This is a genomic window from Anaerocolumna sedimenticola (genome assembly GCF_009931695.1).
GTDB lineage: Bacteria > Bacillota > Clostridia > Lachnospirales > Lachnospiraceae > Anaerocolumna > Anaerocolumna sedimenticola.
This window is the reverse complement of sequence record NZ_CP048000.1, coordinates 3,003,479-3,018,685: the sequence shown is the minus strand read 5'-3', so window position 1 is coordinate 3,018,685 and position 15,207 is coordinate 3,003,479. Positions and strand designations below refer to the sequence as shown.

Annotated in this window: 13 protein-coding genes; 4 read left to right on the top strand and 9 right to left on the bottom strand. The window is 37.1% G+C overall.

What is annotated here, in order from left to right:
* The first annotated feature begins 37 nt into the window (after positions 1–37).
* On the top strand, positions 38–1,246 hold the full coding sequence (locus tag Ana3638_RS13365) for a sodium ion-translocating decarboxylase subunit beta (RefSeq protein ID WP_161838469.1): 1,209 nt from the start codon (positions 38–40) through the stop codon (positions 1,244–1,246).
* Positions 1,247–1,403: 157 nt separating this feature from the next.
* Here the strand turns inward: Ana3638_RS13365 and Ana3638_RS13360 are convergent, their stop codons facing one another.
* Positions 1,404–1,742, bottom strand: a complete 339-nt coding sequence (locus Ana3638_RS13360; protein ID WP_161838468.1) for a P-II family nitrogen regulator — start codon at positions 1,740–1,742, stop codon at positions 1,404–1,406.
* Positions 1,743–1,783: 41 nt separating this feature from the next.
* The gene (locus tag Ana3638_RS13355) at positions 1,784–3,037 is read right to left on the bottom strand and encodes an ammonium transporter (protein ID WP_334297115.1); all 1,254 of its coding nucleotides are present in this window, start codon (positions 3,035–3,037) and stop codon (positions 1,784–1,786) included.
* 361 nt (positions 3,038–3,398) lie between these two features.
* Between Ana3638_RS13355 and Ana3638_RS13350 the strand changes: the two genes are divergently transcribed.
* On the top strand, positions 3,399–3,830 hold the full coding sequence (locus Ana3638_RS13350) for a MarR family winged helix-turn-helix transcriptional regulator (RefSeq protein ID WP_161838466.1): 432 nt from the start codon (positions 3,399–3,401) through the stop codon (positions 3,828–3,830).
* Between the two features lie 14 nt (positions 3,831–3,844).
* On the top strand, positions 3,845–5,302 hold the full coding sequence (locus Ana3638_RS13345) for an MFS transporter (protein ID WP_161838465.1): 1,458 nt from the start codon (positions 3,845–3,847) through the stop codon (positions 5,300–5,302).
* Between the two features lie 93 nt (positions 5,303–5,395).
* On the opposite strand, the gene Ana3638_RS13340 is transcribed toward Ana3638_RS13345, so the two are convergent.
* Both Ana3638_RS13340 and Ana3638_RS13335 read right to left on the bottom strand, forming a co-directional pair.
* Positions 5,396–6,829: a serine hydrolase domain-containing protein gene (locus Ana3638_RS13340; RefSeq protein WP_161838464.1), complete on the bottom strand. Its 1,434-nt coding sequence runs from the start codon at positions 6,827–6,829 to the stop codon at positions 5,396–5,398.
* Between the two features lie 364 nt (positions 6,830–7,193).
* Positions 7,194–8,978: a phosphoenolpyruvate carboxykinase (GTP) gene (locus Ana3638_RS13335; protein ID WP_161838463.1), complete on the bottom strand. Its 1,785-nt coding sequence runs from the start codon at positions 8,976–8,978 to the stop codon at positions 7,194–7,196.
* Positions 8,979–9,437: 459 nt separating this feature from the next.
* On the opposite strand from Ana3638_RS13335, the gene Ana3638_RS24710 reads away from it, so the two are divergent.
* On the top strand, positions 9,438–9,599 hold the full coding sequence (locus Ana3638_RS24710) for a CPC_1213 family protein (RefSeq protein ID WP_202621495.1): 162 nt from the start codon (positions 9,438–9,440) through the stop codon (positions 9,597–9,599).
* Between the two features lie 218 nt (positions 9,600–9,817).
* Here the strand turns inward: Ana3638_RS24710 and Ana3638_RS13330 are convergent, their stop codons facing one another.
* From Ana3638_RS13330 to Ana3638_RS13310, 5 genes are all read right to left on the bottom strand, one after another.
* Positions 9,818–10,957, bottom strand: coding sequence for an aldo/keto reductase (locus Ana3638_RS13330; RefSeq protein WP_161838462.1), 1,140 nt, complete (start codon positions 10,955–10,957; stop codon positions 9,818–9,820).
* Between the two features lie 223 nt (positions 10,958–11,180).
* Positions 11,181–11,717: a hypothetical protein gene (locus tag Ana3638_RS13325; RefSeq protein ID WP_161838461.1), complete on the bottom strand. Its 537-nt coding sequence runs from the start codon at positions 11,715–11,717 to the stop codon at positions 11,181–11,183.
* Complete coding sequence (locus Ana3638_RS13320; RefSeq protein WP_161838460.1) at positions 11,708–12,337, bottom strand: J domain-containing protein; 630 nt, start codon at positions 12,335–12,337, stop codon at positions 11,708–11,710. The genes Ana3638_RS13325 and Ana3638_RS13320 overlap by 10 nt, the downstream gene beginning before the upstream one ends.
* Entirely contained in the window at positions 12,334–13,173 is an 840-nt protein-coding gene (locus Ana3638_RS13315; RefSeq protein WP_161838459.1) for a DUF5685 family protein, read from the bottom strand. Before Ana3638_RS13315 ends, Ana3638_RS13320 begins: the two co-directional genes overlap by 4 nt.
* Positions 13,174–13,356: 183 nt before the next feature.
* The gene (locus tag Ana3638_RS13310; RefSeq protein ID WP_161838458.1) at positions 13,357–15,207 is read right to left on the bottom strand and encodes an ABC transporter ATP-binding protein; all 1,851 of its coding nucleotides are present in this window, start codon (positions 15,205–15,207) and stop codon (positions 13,357–13,359) included.

Below are 15,207 nucleotides of genomic sequence, written 5' to 3'. Positions count from 1 at the left end.
TATATCATATTAAGCAAAAGAAAGACAGGTATTTCTCATGAGCATTTTTGATTTATTTCAGGGAATCGGCACTATGTTTTCACAAGATGCCGATGTCGTTATATTCCGAATCCTACTTATTTTACTAGGTATCCTGTTAGTTTACCTTGGTGCTAAAAAAATATTGGAACCTCTTATTATGATACCTATGGGTTTTGGTATGTCTGCCATTAATGCCGGCGTTTTATTTTTAGAAGCAGGAAAAATCGGAAATTTATTTATAGATCCGCTTGTTACCAATACAGATTCTTTAATGAATATTATGCAGATTGATTTTCTGCAGCCAATCTATACCTTTACTTTCAGTAATGGTCTTATTGCCTGCCTCGTATTTATGGGAATCGGTGTAATAACCGATATTGGCATGGTATTGGCACATCCCTTTATTGGTATGATAATTGCCATGTGCGCTGAGCTTGGAACCGTTGCCACTTTCCCTATTGCGAAGTTAATGGGCTTTACGGATGGTGAAGCTGCTGCAGTTTCCATCATCGGTGGTGCTGATGGTCCTATGGTACTTTTTACATCCCTCACATTAGCAAAAGATTTATTTGTACCTATAACCATCGTTGCATATCTTTACTTGAGCTTAACATACGGCGGTTATCCATTCCTGATACGGTTGCTTATTCCTAAAAATCTCCGTGGGAAAGTTATTGTTAATAAATCAACAAAGGTAAGTAAAATTACCTCCAGGGAAAAACTCGTTTTCGCTGTAGCTGCTAATACTCTTTTATGTCTGCTCTTTCCAGTAGCTGCTCCTTTGTTTTTAAGCTTTTTTATAGGAATTGCGATACGTGAGTCAGGCCTTGAAAAATATACTGTATTAATTGAAAATATATTCCTGTATGCATCTACTTTCTTTTTAGGTTTAATGTTGGGTGTTTTATGTGATGCAAATACAATTCTTAATCCTAAAATACTTAAATTATTACTGTTAGGTATGCTTGCACTGTTACTATCAGGAATCGGAGGAATTCTGGGTGGTTACATAGTTTATTTGTTTACGAAAAAGAATTTTAATCCGGTAATTGGAATTGCCGGTGTATCCTGTGTACCAACAACAGCGAAAGTAGCACAAAAAGAAGTATCTAAAGCTAATAAGATGAGCTTCGTTATGGAGTATGCCCTCAGTGCTAATATTTGCGGTGTAATCACAACTGCAATATTAACCGGTATCTATGTTACATTAATATCTAAAATGTAGTTTTAATATAAATAATAAAAAAATAACGTTCTTATAGAGTAACTAAAGTGATATTATAATAAACATATTGTTATAATAAAACATATTGTTATATCTCATAAGAACGTCGTTTTTTTATAAATGGATTATATATTCTGTTTCCTATATTACTTTCATCTTATAATGCATTATTTCCCCGTTCTTTGGTTCTGATTCGAATACAATCCAGTACATCGGATACAAATATTTTACCATCACCAAATTCACCGGTTTCCGATACGGATATAATGGTATCAATAATCTCATCTAATCTCTCATCCGGTACAATTATTTTAATTTCAATCTTAGATAAGGTATTCATAATTATGGTGTTCCCTCTGATATACTCAGTAAAGCCATATTGCTTTCCACACCCAAATACCTGATTAATTGTAATGCCATTGATTTTCATTTTCAGTAATTCATCTTTTAATGGTTCCAGCTTTTCCGGTCTGATAATCGCTTCTATCTTCTTCATTATCTTATCCCCCTTTAGAATAAAAATATAATTAATAATAATTAATCTAATCCGTTAAAAGAAGGATAAGCCAATTCACTATGTTGTGTTAAATCCAGGCCCAAAGCTTCTTCCTCTTTCGTTACTCGTACTGCCATGAATTTTTTCATTACGAATAATATGATAAAAGTTCCAATTGCTGCAAACGCTATAGTAATCACAATACTGACTATCTGAACTATAAACAATTTCGTATTTCCAAAGACTAATCCATCCCATTGTGCAACGGAGTTTATTGACTTTTGTGTAAATAACCCGGTTGCTATGCCGCCCCAGATACCACCGATACCATGACATCCAAATGCATCCAAGGCATCGTCATAACCAAATTTTGCTTTTACTTTCGTCATTGTAAAATAACAAATTGGACTTACCAAGGCACCAATAATTATGGAAGCCCAAATTGGAACAAATCCCGCTCCCGGCGTAATTGCTACTAAACCTACAACTGCTCCTGTAGCAGCACCCAAAACAGTTGCCTTTCCATGTATCACTCTTTCCAAAACCAGCCAGGATATTAAAGCCGTTGCAGCCGATGTATTTGTAGTAAGTATTGCATGTACTGCCAAACCGTCCGCAGCTAATGCACTTCCTCCGTTAAAACCAAACCAGCCAAACCAAAGAAGGCCTGCTCCAAGAATAACAACCGGAATATTGTGGGGTTTATAGGAAACTACTCCATACTCTCTTCTTTTCCCTAACATGATACACGCAATTAAACCAGATATACCGGAACTTATATGTACTACATTACCGCCGGCAAAATCAATTGAACCAATTGCTCTAAGGTATCCTCCGTCCCCCCACACCATATGTGCTAAAGGATAATAAACGATTACAGACCAGCAGATAATAAATATAAACAATGCCTTAAATCTCATTCTGCCGGCAATAGAACCGCAAATTAAAGCTGGAGTTATAATTGCAAACATCATCTGAAATGCTGCAAACAAGGTTTCCGGTATCGTACTTGAATAGGCTGCATTGGGATCTGCGTCAACTCCATTAAAAAATACATGACTTAAATCACCAATCACTCCACCGTGATCTGTTCCAAAAGATAAAGAATACCCGACTATAATCCATAAGAGAGATCCTACTCCACAGATAAAAAAGCAAGACATTAAAGTATTCAAAGTATTTTTTCTTCTCTCCATTCCTGAGTAAAATAATGCCAGTCCCGGTGTCATAAGAAAAACGAATGCAGTACTCATAATTACAAATGCGCTGTTTGCTAAGTTAATTTCCATAATCATGCAACCCTTTCTATGGTTTTTTAGGTAAAAAAAAGGCGTCATATCTTCATGTGAATCACACAAAGATACATCGCCTTTGACATAAGAGTATTATATATGTTTTTTGCTATATGTCAATTATTTTTTTTAATTTATTTAATATTTTTTTATTTCATTCTGTTTTATTTCATTCAGTCCGAGCACCTACTCTGAAACAAATAAGTGCCAAGCCAACCGTTTACACTAAGCTAAGAAACGGGGGACTTACATGTAAGGTTAAAATAAAAATAGTACACAAATAAAATAGTTGACAGGTCAATTAATTGTAGCTATAATAGTTGACGTATCAACTTTTATGAAAAAATTTGAAAGAAGGCTGTACATGAATCAAGGGAAACTTTTAACAAAGCGAATTGCACATATTTCTAAATACACTCAATTCCACATGGACGAAGTTCTAAAACCATATAATCTAAGCAGCGGAACTTATCCTTTCTTATTGGCTTTATGGCAGAATGAAGGAATTAATTTAGAAAAAATAAGCAGAGAAATAAAAGTAGATAAGGCTTTATCAACCCGTAATATTCAAAAGCTCATTGAACTGGGTTATTTGGAAAAGCTGTCTGATCAGAAAGACTGCAGGGCATGCAGGCTTTTCCTCACTGATAAAGCGAAAGAGGTAATCCCAATCATTAAAGATGAAATTCATCTGTGGATTAGTGATATTACCCAGGATCTTTCCCGGGAAGAAATTGATTTGCTGGATACCATGTTAGAAAAAATTTTAACCAGAGCAAAAGTAAAAAAAATATAAAAAGGTGGTTAGTTATGGATATTATCACATCAGAAAGTACAATTCATACCAGTAAAAGATGGAGTATTTTATTAATTATTGTTTTATCAATATTTATGTCAGCATTAGACGGCAGTATAGTTAATGTTGCACTGCCTACCATGGCAAACAGTTTAGGGGTTACATCAGCTGCCATAGCCTGGGTGGTAAGCGTTTATCTTATAGCAATCTCAGCAACTATGCTGCTATTTGGCAGACTGGGCGATATTTTAGGAAAGACGGTTATATTTTTATTCGGTATCGCATTATTTTCTTTAGGATCTTTACTTTGCGGAGTAACGTATTCTTTAGGAGTTCTCCTTATAGCCCGTGTTATTCAGGCAATTGGAGCAGCGGGTATGATGGCTAACAGCCAGGGTATAATAACACAGGTTTTCCCCGCAGAAGAACGTGGCAGAGCATTAGGGCTAAGCGGTACCTTTGTAGCCTTAGGTTCTTTGGCCGGACCTTCTTTAGGTGGTATGATCGTAGCCTATACCAGTTGGGAATATATCTTCTGGATTAATGTTCCGGTTGGTATCATCGTATTTATATTAGGAATTAAACTGCTGCCCCGTTCAGTTAAAAGGCAGGATGAGAAAGTTGATGTATTAGGAGCCATATTATTTATTATTACGATTGTTCTTTTATTTACTGCATTAGGTCAAATTCAAAATATTGGATTTAAATCCCCAGTAATTTGGGTATGTCTCTTAATTACAATAGTTTTATTTATCCTTTTTCTTGTGGTTGAAAATAAATCGCAAATGCCTTTACTTGAGTTAAAACTGTTTCGTAACAAATGGTTTTCCGTAAGTATTATATGTGGTTTTATCAGTTTTGTGGCTATATTCTGTTCCAATATTGTCATGCCGTTTTATTTACAGGATATACTGCCGTTTACTCCCGGACAGGCAGGAGCATTTTTATCCATATATCCTTTGGTTTTAGCGCTGACAGCCCCTGTAAGCGGGTATTTGTCCGATAAAATCGGTTCTGAAATCTTAACATTAGTTGGTCTGACACTAACAAGTTTGGGACTATTTCTCATGTCCACCTTAAATGAACATCCATCCTATGTTGCCATGGGTATTTTTGTAGCTATTATGTCGTTGGGAAATGGATTGTTTCAATCCCCCAACACCTCACTTATCATGTCTACACTGCCCAAAAATAAATTGGGAATCGGCGGAGGTATCAATGCCTTTGTACGTAATCTGGGTATGATCTGCGGTATAACTTTAGCTACCACCCTTTTATACGGCTGTATGAGCAGTAAATTAGGATACCGAGTAACGGATTTTGTTGAAGGCGAAAGCGGTGTTTTTATCTTTGGTATGCGGGTAGTTTATGTTTCTGCTGCTTCTGTCTGCCTGGTAGGCGTAATTATTACCGCATTTCGGTTATTTTCCAGAAGAAAAGAGAAGTATGAGCGTTCGATTTATAGCAAGTAAGCTTGCTGATTCTCCCTTTGCGTTGTCGGAAATTAAAAACCTGCCCTGGTATCAGGTACCTTAAAAGGGCAGGTTTTTTCATGAAACATATATCTATTTTCCTAAGATTCTATTCCATCCGGGTTCTTCAAAGCCAACATTCCCTTTCGTTTCTACTATTAGCCCCTCTTTGTTAAATGTAAATCGGAATTGTTTCGCAAAAGGAGTTTCAACGAGCCGGCATTGTATTAAAAGTGTGGTACTGCTCTGCCAGGTACCTGTAAGCCTGACAGGCACTTTTTTATCAAAACTTTCCAGATAACCGGCAGCCCATGTTCCAATACCTGCATTTAATGTCTGTTTTTTACCACATGCGGTAATATGTAAGTGTATGGTATCTTTTTCAAATGTAAAAGAGATTGATTCCATATGATCTTCATTCTCATCCAGGGTAAAACATTTGCCGGCAATCTCTTCTGTTATCTCAGAAGTACCATCTCCCTCGGGTAGTAAAACTTTTAAAGAATTTAACTTATCCATAAGTTCCTGATAAGCTGCACTCTCCGGTAATTTATCCTCACATATTCCCGGAAGTAAATGATCCCATAAAAGGTTGAGAGGAATCTGCATATCCTTTAATCCACTGGTAATAGCCACAACCATGTCATAATCCGGCATTACGATACAATATTGTCCGAAAGCACCATCTCCCCTGTAAATATTATGACGGCAGCGCCAGAATTGATATCCATACCCCTGGCACCAGTCGCTATTTGAATCACTGCCGTTACTAATATGGGAGCAAGTCGCTTCTGCAATCCATTCTTTCGGAAGAATCTGCTTTCCATTAAGGATACCCTGGTTTAAATATAATTGACCAAACTTAGCAATGTCTTCGGTCCGTATACTTAATCCAAATCCACCGGTATTATATCCCATTGGACACTCTTCCCATGTCGGATTTATAATACCTAAGGGTTCAAATAACCGCGGCTGCAAATAATTGATTAATTTTAATCCGGTAACCCTCTGAACAATTACGGATAACATATAGGTTGCACCTGTATTATATAAAAAGTGTGTACCGGGTTCCTTTTCTACCGGTACGTTTAAGAAAGCTTTAACCCAATTACCATCTTCTCTTTCCTGTAAAAATCCCATCGTATCTACTATATGTCCGGTAGACATACTAAGTAAATGTTTGATACGCATCTGGGCCAAATAACCGGTTGGAGCAGGACACTCATCTTTAAAATAATCGGTAACCAGGTCATCCACAGTCAAAAGCCCCTCGGAAACAGCTAATCCAACTGCTGTAGAAGTAAAGCTTTTACTTAGAGAAAATAACATATGTTGCATTTCCTTCGCATAAGGCTTCCACCAGCCTTCTGCTATCACTGCTCCATGTCTTGCTATTATAACACTATGAAAATCCTGATCCATATTCTGGGTTCTGCATTGCAAAACTGCTTCTAAGAATTCTAAAATTGCTTCTGATTTGACTCCCTGCTGTTCCGGTGTGCTAAAGTTAAATTGATACCCATTCATAATGTAAACCTCCAATTATAATTTAATACCTTTTATTCTTTTTATACCTGAGCGGTAAAAACCGGCAACGTACAGCTGCTAATATTTGCTTGTACAATTTTTACCGTTAAATTTATTTTACCATATATTGACATACAATTAAATAAAAAATACGTTAATATTTTATCTTCGCTTATCTTTTAGATTTACTTTGGGATATGAAATTGAATGTGCATAACAGGAAAAAATACGCTTTGCGAGTTTCTCCGGTTCGCGTGTGCGTTCGAATTATTGCAAGTAAGCTTGCGGATTTGCACTTTGCTTTCTCGGCAATAAAAAACCGGCATATAGTCTACTATATGCCGGAAAATATATGATATTAATATTAAGCTTTTAATCTGCTTTCAAGAGCATCAAGCTGAGCAGCTAGTTCTTTCGGGAGTTTTTCACCGAATTTAGCATAGTGTTCTCTGATGGAAGCAACTTCTTTTAACCATTCGTCTTTATCAACCTTAAGTAATTCTTTCATATCATCTTCGCTTACATCAAGACCTGAAAGTTCAAGTGCATCCGTTGTAGGCATGTATCCGATAGGAGCTTTAACAGCTTTACCTTCTCCGGAAACTCTTTCAACAATCCATTTAAGAACACGGCTGTTATCACCAAATCCTGGCCATAACCATTTACCGTCTTTATCTTTACGGAACCAGTTAACATAGAAGATCTTAGGTAATTTATCTTCGCTTGATTTTTCTCCGATATTTAACCAATGTTGTAAATAATCGCAAACATTGTAACCAAAGAAAGGAAGCATTGCAAATGGATCACGACGTACCTGTCCGATATTATTGGAGATTGCTGCAGCTGTAATTTCAGAACCCATAATAGAGCCCATGAATACACCGTGTTTCCAATCAAAGCTTTCATGTACTAAAGGTATTGTACTTGGACGACGTCCGCCAATTAATATTGCAGAAATTGGTACACCGGCAGGATCTTCCCATTCAGGTGCAATTGCAGGGCATTGTTCTGCTGGAGCGGTAAAACGAGCATTTGGATGAGCTGCAGGATCTTTAGAATCCGGAGTCCAGTCATTACCTTTCCAGTCTATTAAATGTTCAGGAGCATCTGTTCCGATACCTTCCCACCATACATCACCGTCATCCGTTAATGCAACATTTGTAAATATAGTGTTTTTCTCAGTGCTGTGCATAGCGTTAGGATTGGAATCATAAGATGTTCCAGGTGCAACACCGAAGAAACCTGCTTCCGGATTAATTGCATATAAACGGCCATCTTTACCAAATTTCATCCAGGCAATATCATCACCGATTGTTTCAACTTTCCAACCGGGAATAGTAGGAACAAGCATAGCAAGATTTGTCTTACCGCAGGCACTAGGGAAAGCACCTGTAATATATTTCTTATTACCGTTAGGATCGGTAATACGAAGAATAAGCATATGTTCAGCCAACCAACCCTCATCGCGTGCGATTACGGATGCAATACGAAGTGCGAAGCACTTTTTACCTAATAATGCATTTCCGCCGTAACCGGAACCATAAGACCAGATAAGTCTTTCTTCCGGGAAATGGCTGATATATTTCTTTTCAATCGGGGCACATGGCCAGGATGAATCTTTCTGTCCTTTTTCCAGCGGAGCACCTACGGAATGAAGGCAAGGTACAAATTCTCCATCGCCAAGAGCTTCCAGAACTTTTTTACCCATACGTGTCATGATACGCATATTTACTACTACATAAGGGCTGTCTGATAATTCAATACCAATTTTAGAAATTGGGGAACCGATAGGTCCCATGGAGAATGGAATAACATACATGGTTCTTCCCTTCATGCATCCCTTATAAAGCTCTTTCATAGTCGCTTTTAATTCTGCCGGATCAATCCAGTTATTGGTAGGTCCTGCTTCTTCTTTTGTCTTTGAAGCGATAAATGTCCTATCCTCTACACGCGCAACATCCGATGGATGGCTGCGGAATAAATAACTTCCTGGGCGTTTTTTCAAAGGTACTGCCATACCAGAATCAACCATCTGCTTAAGCAGGCGTTCATTCTCTTCTTCGGAACCGTCACACCAGTAAATTTCATCTGGTTGGCACATTTCAGCCATTTCTTTTACCCATTCTTGCAACTTCTTGTTTTCTGTCATAAAAGTTCTCCCTTCAGATTAATAATTTATGTTATTGCGAAATTGCAATAGCAAAGCATATATAAACCAACACTTTTAGTAAATAAAGTATTAATTTCAAAAAATTTCTTCATTTTATATCCTATCAGATAATTTGGAAAATATCAACCATTCTTTTTATATTTCATACTTTTTTAATGTTTCAATCTAAATAACTGCATTTTTTGACACTATATTAATAATCCTAAATATAATTCTCCAAAAGCATTACATTTACACCATTCCGGTTCCTGCGCGGTTATAGAAAGCCACTTTTCATAGTTTCAACTTTACGTCATATTTTTATTCGACTTTAAAAATTATGTTTTATTTATAAAACCCTTGGTTTTGAAATCCGACATTTTATGACAACAGCATTCCGGTATAAAAAAGTCAAAAGTTGACATACTTGTAAGGAAAAAAATTTTAAGGAGAACTAAAATGGCACATAATCAGATGAAAAGCACTAAGAACCATAAAAAAGAAGATGGGACATTTCATTCCAAACATATAAAACATGATCCACAGGCAGAAAGCGCACGGGCTGTGTTTGGTCTGAAAGAGGATAATCCTATCAATAAAGGCAGTGACAGAAGCAGGTAAATATTTACTTTTGAAACCGGAAGAAACACGCTTTGCGTGTTTCTTCGGTTCGCGTGCGCGTTCGAATTATTGCAAGCAAGCTTGCTAATTCTCACTTTGCTTTCGCGGAAATAAAAAAAGTGTACACAATTCATTCTTCATCAGAATTTCTGTACACTTTTTCTATAGAATAACAAAAGAACAATTGTAAATTTACTAATAACAGGTTTTCATTATGTTTATTTTAATGCACTATGCACTTTTGGCATCCAATCACTGATAACAATTTTCTGAGGACATTTTTCCTCACAAATTCTGCAGCCAATACAGGAAGATGCACGATTTTGTTCATCAAAGAAGTTATTATAGGTGTTACGTGATCCTTCCACATCATCATGTATAACACTACCGTTATATAGTTCAAAATTTCTCGGAATATTTACATTATTCGGACATGGCATACAGTAACTGCATCCGGTGCAGGGTATGGCCGCTCTCTCACTGTATCTTGTTCTAACACGTTCGATTACTTTCTGATCCTCTGCATTAAAAAGACCAACACCAGACTGATTGGCAGATACTAAATTATCCTCTACCTGCTGTAAATTACTCATACCGCTTAATACCACCGAGACTTCCGGTTGATCCCATAACCACTGAAGAGCCCAGGAAGACGGGGAACGCTTAATTCCATTTTCATCAAGGATTTCCATAATATCCTGCGGTGGATTAGCCAGTCTTCCACCTAATAAAGGTTCCATAACAACTACGCCAAGACCTTTGGAAGCTGCATGTTTTAAACCTTTCATACCTGCCTGCTCATTAATATCCAGATAATTGTACTGTATCTGGCAAAATTCCCATTTATCATATCCATCAATAATTTCAAAAAATGCCTCTTCATCATCATGGAACGAAAAACCGATATGTCTGATTTTGCCGGCCTGCTTAGCAGCCTCAGCATGCTTCAGCACATCCTGTTTTAAAATGGTATTCCTCCACCTGTCTCTGGATAAAGCATGCAGCAGGTAAAAATCGATATGATCAGTTTGCAGTTTAGCAAGCTGTTCTTCCAGCAGTCTTTCAAAATCCTCCGGCTTATTAATCAGCCATACCGGTGACTTGGTTGCCAGTTTTACTTTATCCCGATATCCATCCTGTAAAGCTTTCCCCACTAATATTTCACTGTTTCCTTGATGATAGCCGTATGCAGTATCTACATAATTCACTCCCTGATCAATTGCATGACGTATCATTTTTATTGCTTCTGCCTCATCAATACTCTCACTATTCTCATTTTCCTGGGTAGGGAGGCGCATTGCACCAAATCCCAATGCTGATACTTTAAAATCCAACTTACCAAAATTTCTGTACTGCATTATTATTCCTCCAATATAGATTAATTACAGAAATATCCCAATATGCCGGTATATCTCGAACCAAAGTAATACGCTTTTCCCACGCATACGGATATGTCCTCTGTTACCTTACTATTCTATACCTTCGAGTTAACTATAAGGCAATAGTTTTTTTTAAAATTCTCAAATTTTTCCTATTACAGGGTGTTTTCAATAAATAGAACGAAAATCCATAACCAGCGCTTTATAAATGCAATTTACCCCTAACTCTTCCCCAAATGAATTTCTGAAAATAACTATAGGCTTTCTCATAAATAACGAATATGATTTGCCCGATAAAAATAAACGCGGTAAATAACAGTGTATTTATCTCACCCTGATAAAATAATCTGGGCATAAAAATTAACATGGGTACAAACATGATATTAAAAACCAAAAATTTTGCAATCCAAAAAAAGAGCAGCCGTTTACCGGTTTCCCATTTCACATAAGACAGCTTATGATAAACAAATTCTGCCGCTATCAAGTAAAATCCCATAGCAGCAAAGGTAATACAGTAAAATTTATTCGGTGCAAGGAATAAACTAAGCAGGATGCTGGCGATATAAAAACCAAATCCAAATTTAAGTCCGCATTCTCTTATAGCGATCCCGACACCGAAAGAGGCTCCCGCTAAAAGAAAAAGTGTATTGAATTCTAATACGCCGCTTAAGATTACAAGTAAAACGGCACATGCAAGTAAAAGTCCTAAAAAAGACAGTTTTTTTGCATTTAGAAACATGAGCACAAATCTCCTCCCATACATTCACATAACGAGTCCGCACACCATAGGTCACAGCAGAAATTTCCCATATTGTAACCACCTCCCATATTGGTGCGGTTAGTCTGGTATCTTTGATTCTGCCATTGAAACTGATTTAAAAAGTTATTATATTCAGGGTTATTCGGTTCCATATTTACTGCCTGTCTGGCATGATCGGAAGCAATCAGATTATTACCCATTCCGGCATTCGCTACTGCACTGTAATAATACCACCTTGCTGTTCGATTTGAAATTCCGGAAAGAACATTAAGAGCTTCGTTATAACGCCTTGCCGCCAGATAGTTATACACAGCGGTCATATGGACATTATCTTCTTCCGGGCCGTTGCTGTAGGCAGTCTGTCCATATGAAGTATTTCCTCCGTTGTATCCACTGTTGTATCCATTTTCACGTTCTTTCATGATTTGATCATAAGCTTCCTGAACTTCTTTAAACTTTTCTTCAGCAAGGCCGGCAAGAGGATTATTTACATAGGAATCTGGATGATATTTTCTGCTTAACTCCCTGTATGCTCTTTTAATCTCGTCATTGGTCGCACTTGGTGAAACTTCAAGTACCTTATATGGATTCGGTATCATAATTTTGTTCCTTCCTTTTCATTTCTCTTGTTTTTGGTATTTAATTTAGTCCATACTCCCTCATATAATATATTTCGAAGTATATCAATATCCAGTAAACACGGTAATTTTTCAAATTCTTTCGTCGTCTCTGCCATCATCATCGTTAACATATTTAAGCAGTTTTCTTCATAGGATGATGTTTTACTTATTGTAATTAAAGGATTATAACTTTTGTTTTTTATATCTTTCTCAAGGTCATCATAAGCATCCAGAATATAAATAAATTTGCCGAGGTAAAACCCAACCTTTCGTAAGTTTTCCTCCCACATATCCTGCCGGTATACAAATAATTCTGACATCAGTTCACCAAAACACCGGGAAACAATATCGATATTGGTCTCCTGATTCTTCTCATACTCATTAAGACGGTGAAGACTGTTCTTTATTCCTTCACATTGTCTCGGGTATTTATTCCTGATTCTTTTATATGCTTTTTTTAATGCCTTGGAGCCTGCAAGTCCGGTTATCCTTTTTTCATCCTGCCAGTCATCCAGAAGATGATAATAGGATAAAGCAATATTCATATCAGCTACATATTCTGTTATCTCATTATATAAGGTATCATGTTTTTTTACCGGATGTATCATACAACGGTTTTGCTGTCTTACCGTATTACTTTCATACAAAGATGTCAGTAATATAATAAGAAATGTCATGTCATAAGACAAAGTCATCTGACCTAATCGTCCGTATCTATCTTTTAAAGTCTTGCATAAACCACAATAATATGCTTTATATTTATAAAAATCCTTCATTTTCAGTTCAGGTTTATAAATATTTACATAACCAAACATAAATCCTCCAAAGTATTTAAGAATTTATATAGTATATCATAGTTTAGTTAAAAATAAAATGGAAAAGCATAAATCAATCCTTAAGAAATATTATATCTTTATAAAAAAGTTAAATTGCTAATTCATTATATCAATGCAGTAAGTTTAAGCAGATATTCTAAGGCCGTGCCCCATTCTGGTGAGTCAATTTATTTCCGGTAGTCTTCCCATCTGGCTGATTACCATATTGAAGTACCGCCCTTTTTTCGCCATAAGTTCTTTATGATTTCCGCTTTCCAAAATCCTGCCGTCGCCAATTACCATGATATTATCCGCATCCCGGATTGTGGACAAACGATGTGCAATTAAAAAGCTGGTACGGTTTTTCATTAAGTTTAATAAAGCACGCTGAATATCTTTTTCTGTTTTTGTATCCACACTGCTGGTGGCTTCGTCGAGAATCAGTATCGGGCTGTCGCATAAAACCGCTCTTGCTATTGCAATCAGCTGGCGTTGACCCTGGCTTAAATTATCCGTTGCTCCGGAAACTTTCGTATAATAACCCTTTGGCAATTTATCTATAAAATCATGAGCCCGTGCTATCTTTGCTGCCTGGATTACCTGTTCTTCCGTCGCATCGGTCCTGGAATAACGGATATTATCCATAATGGTTCCGGTAAAAAGGCAGGTATCCTGCAAAACTACGGAAAAACACTTACGGAGGCTGTTCCGTTTTACTTTCATAATCGGTACCTGATCAATTAAAATCCTTCCTGCATCCGTATCATAAAACCGGGTAAGGAGATTAACTATCGTAGTTTTCCCAGCACCGGTTTCGCCAACTAAAGCAACCACTTCTCCGGCCCCAACATGAAAGCTTACATCTTTAAGTATCGGTGCAGAAGGATTATAAGAAAAATAAACATTTTCAAATGTAACCTCACCTCTTGGATATTCCATTGGGATCGCATCTTTATCATCTGCCGGTTCTTCTTCATAATCCAGTATTTCAAATACACGTTCTGCACCTGCTAAAGCAGACTGTATGGTGTTAAACATTCCGGCGACCGCATTAAGCGGCTGGGAAAATTGTTTGGAATAACTTAAGAAACTGACTACGGTACCCACAGCCAGACCGTATCCGACGGATAAAACCCCGCCTGCAATTGCAACAACTGCAAAAATAAAATTATTGATTACATTCATCAGCGGCATCATATAACCGGACCAGATCTGCGCATTACTGCTGCTTTCATTTAAACTTTCATTAATTTCCCGGAACTGCTTTAATATGTCCTGCTGCTTTCCAAAAGCTTTTACCATTTTAAGTCCCAATATATTTTCCTCTATGACACCATTTAAGAGTCCCAGGTTTTGCTGTTGGGATTTAAAATAAACCCGGCTTCTTGAAGCGATCATCTTTGTCAGCATTACTACTAACGGTACACACAGTAATACGACAAAAGTAAGGGGTATATTCAAAGTAATCATCACAATAAAGGAACCCAAAAGGGTTAAAACACTGGATATTAACTGGGTTGTAGTCTGTGCTATGGTGGAGCTGATATTATCCACGTCATTGGTTATTCTGCTCATAGTATCCCCATGGGAACGGGTATCGTAAAATTTCAGAGGCAGCCTCTGCATTTTATCAAAAAATTCGGATCGTAACGTAAATACCAGCTTTTGGGAAACCTTAAGCATAATCATACCGTTCATCCATGTAAGTATCCAATTAACTGAATAGAGAATAACGATAATCGCAAGCAGTTCCAGGAGTATTTTTGTTTCTACTGTATGGGCCGTAATATGAAACGTGTTAAATGTCTTGCCGATAAAATAGGGGATTGCAACGGATATAACAGAAGAAAACACAGTCAGAAACATTGCAAGAAAAATAGTTTTTGCCCAGCGCATGTAGATTTTTATTATTCTGATAAGGGTAGCTTTTGCATTTTTCGGTTTAGCCCCGGGAGCAAAACGGTTTCCGCCTCCGCCAAATCTACCTCCAATTGACGGTATTTTAGCTTCCTGTTTAACTATTTCCTGTGCCAT

Coding starts and splice junctions, on each gene's coding strand:
- Ana3638_RS13320 (WP_161838460.1), bottom strand. CDS start 12,337: ATGATACCGAATCCATATAAGGTACTTGAAGTTTCACCAAGTGCGACC.
- Ana3638_RS13310 (WP_161838458.1), bottom strand. CDS start 15,207: ATGGCACAGGAAATAGTTAAACAGGAAGCTAAAATACCGTCAATTGGA.
- Ana3638_RS13330 (WP_161838462.1), bottom strand. CDS start 10,957: ATGCAGTACAGAAATTTTGGTAAGTTGGATTTTAAAGTATCAGCATTG.
- Ana3638_RS13345 (WP_161838465.1), top strand. CDS start 3,845: ATGGATATTATCACATCAGAAAGTACAATTCATACCAGTAAAAGATGG.
- Ana3638_RS13340 (WP_161838464.1), bottom strand. CDS start 6,829: ATGAATGGGTATCAATTTAACTTTAGCACACCGGAACAGCAGGGAGTC.
- Ana3638_RS13365 (WP_161838469.1), top strand. CDS start 38: ATGAGCATTTTTGATTTATTTCAGGGAATCGGCACTATGTTTTCACAA.
- Ana3638_RS13355 (WP_334297115.1), bottom strand. CDS start 3,037: ATGATTATGGAAATTAACTTAGCAAACAGCGCATTTGTAATTATGAGT.
- Ana3638_RS13315 (WP_161838459.1), bottom strand. CDS start 13,173: ATGTTTGGTTATGTAAATATTTATAAACCTGAACTGAAAATGAAGGAT.
- Ana3638_RS13350 (WP_161838466.1), top strand. CDS start 3,399: ATGAATCAAGGGAAACTTTTAACAAAGCGAATTGCACATATTTCTAAA.
- Ana3638_RS13325 (WP_161838461.1), bottom strand. CDS start 11,717: ATGTTTCTAAATGCAAAAAAACTGTCTTTTTTAGGACTTTTACTTGCA.
- Ana3638_RS13360 (WP_161838468.1), bottom strand. CDS start 1,742: ATGAAGAAGATAGAAGCGATTATCAGACCGGAAAAGCTGGAACCATTA.
- Ana3638_RS13335 (WP_161838463.1), bottom strand. CDS start 8,978: ATGACAGAAAACAAGAAGTTGCAAGAATGGGTAAAAGAAATGGCTGAA.
- Ana3638_RS24710 (WP_202621495.1), top strand. CDS start 9,438: ATGGCACATAATCAGATGAAAAGCACTAAGAACCATAAAAAAGAAGAT.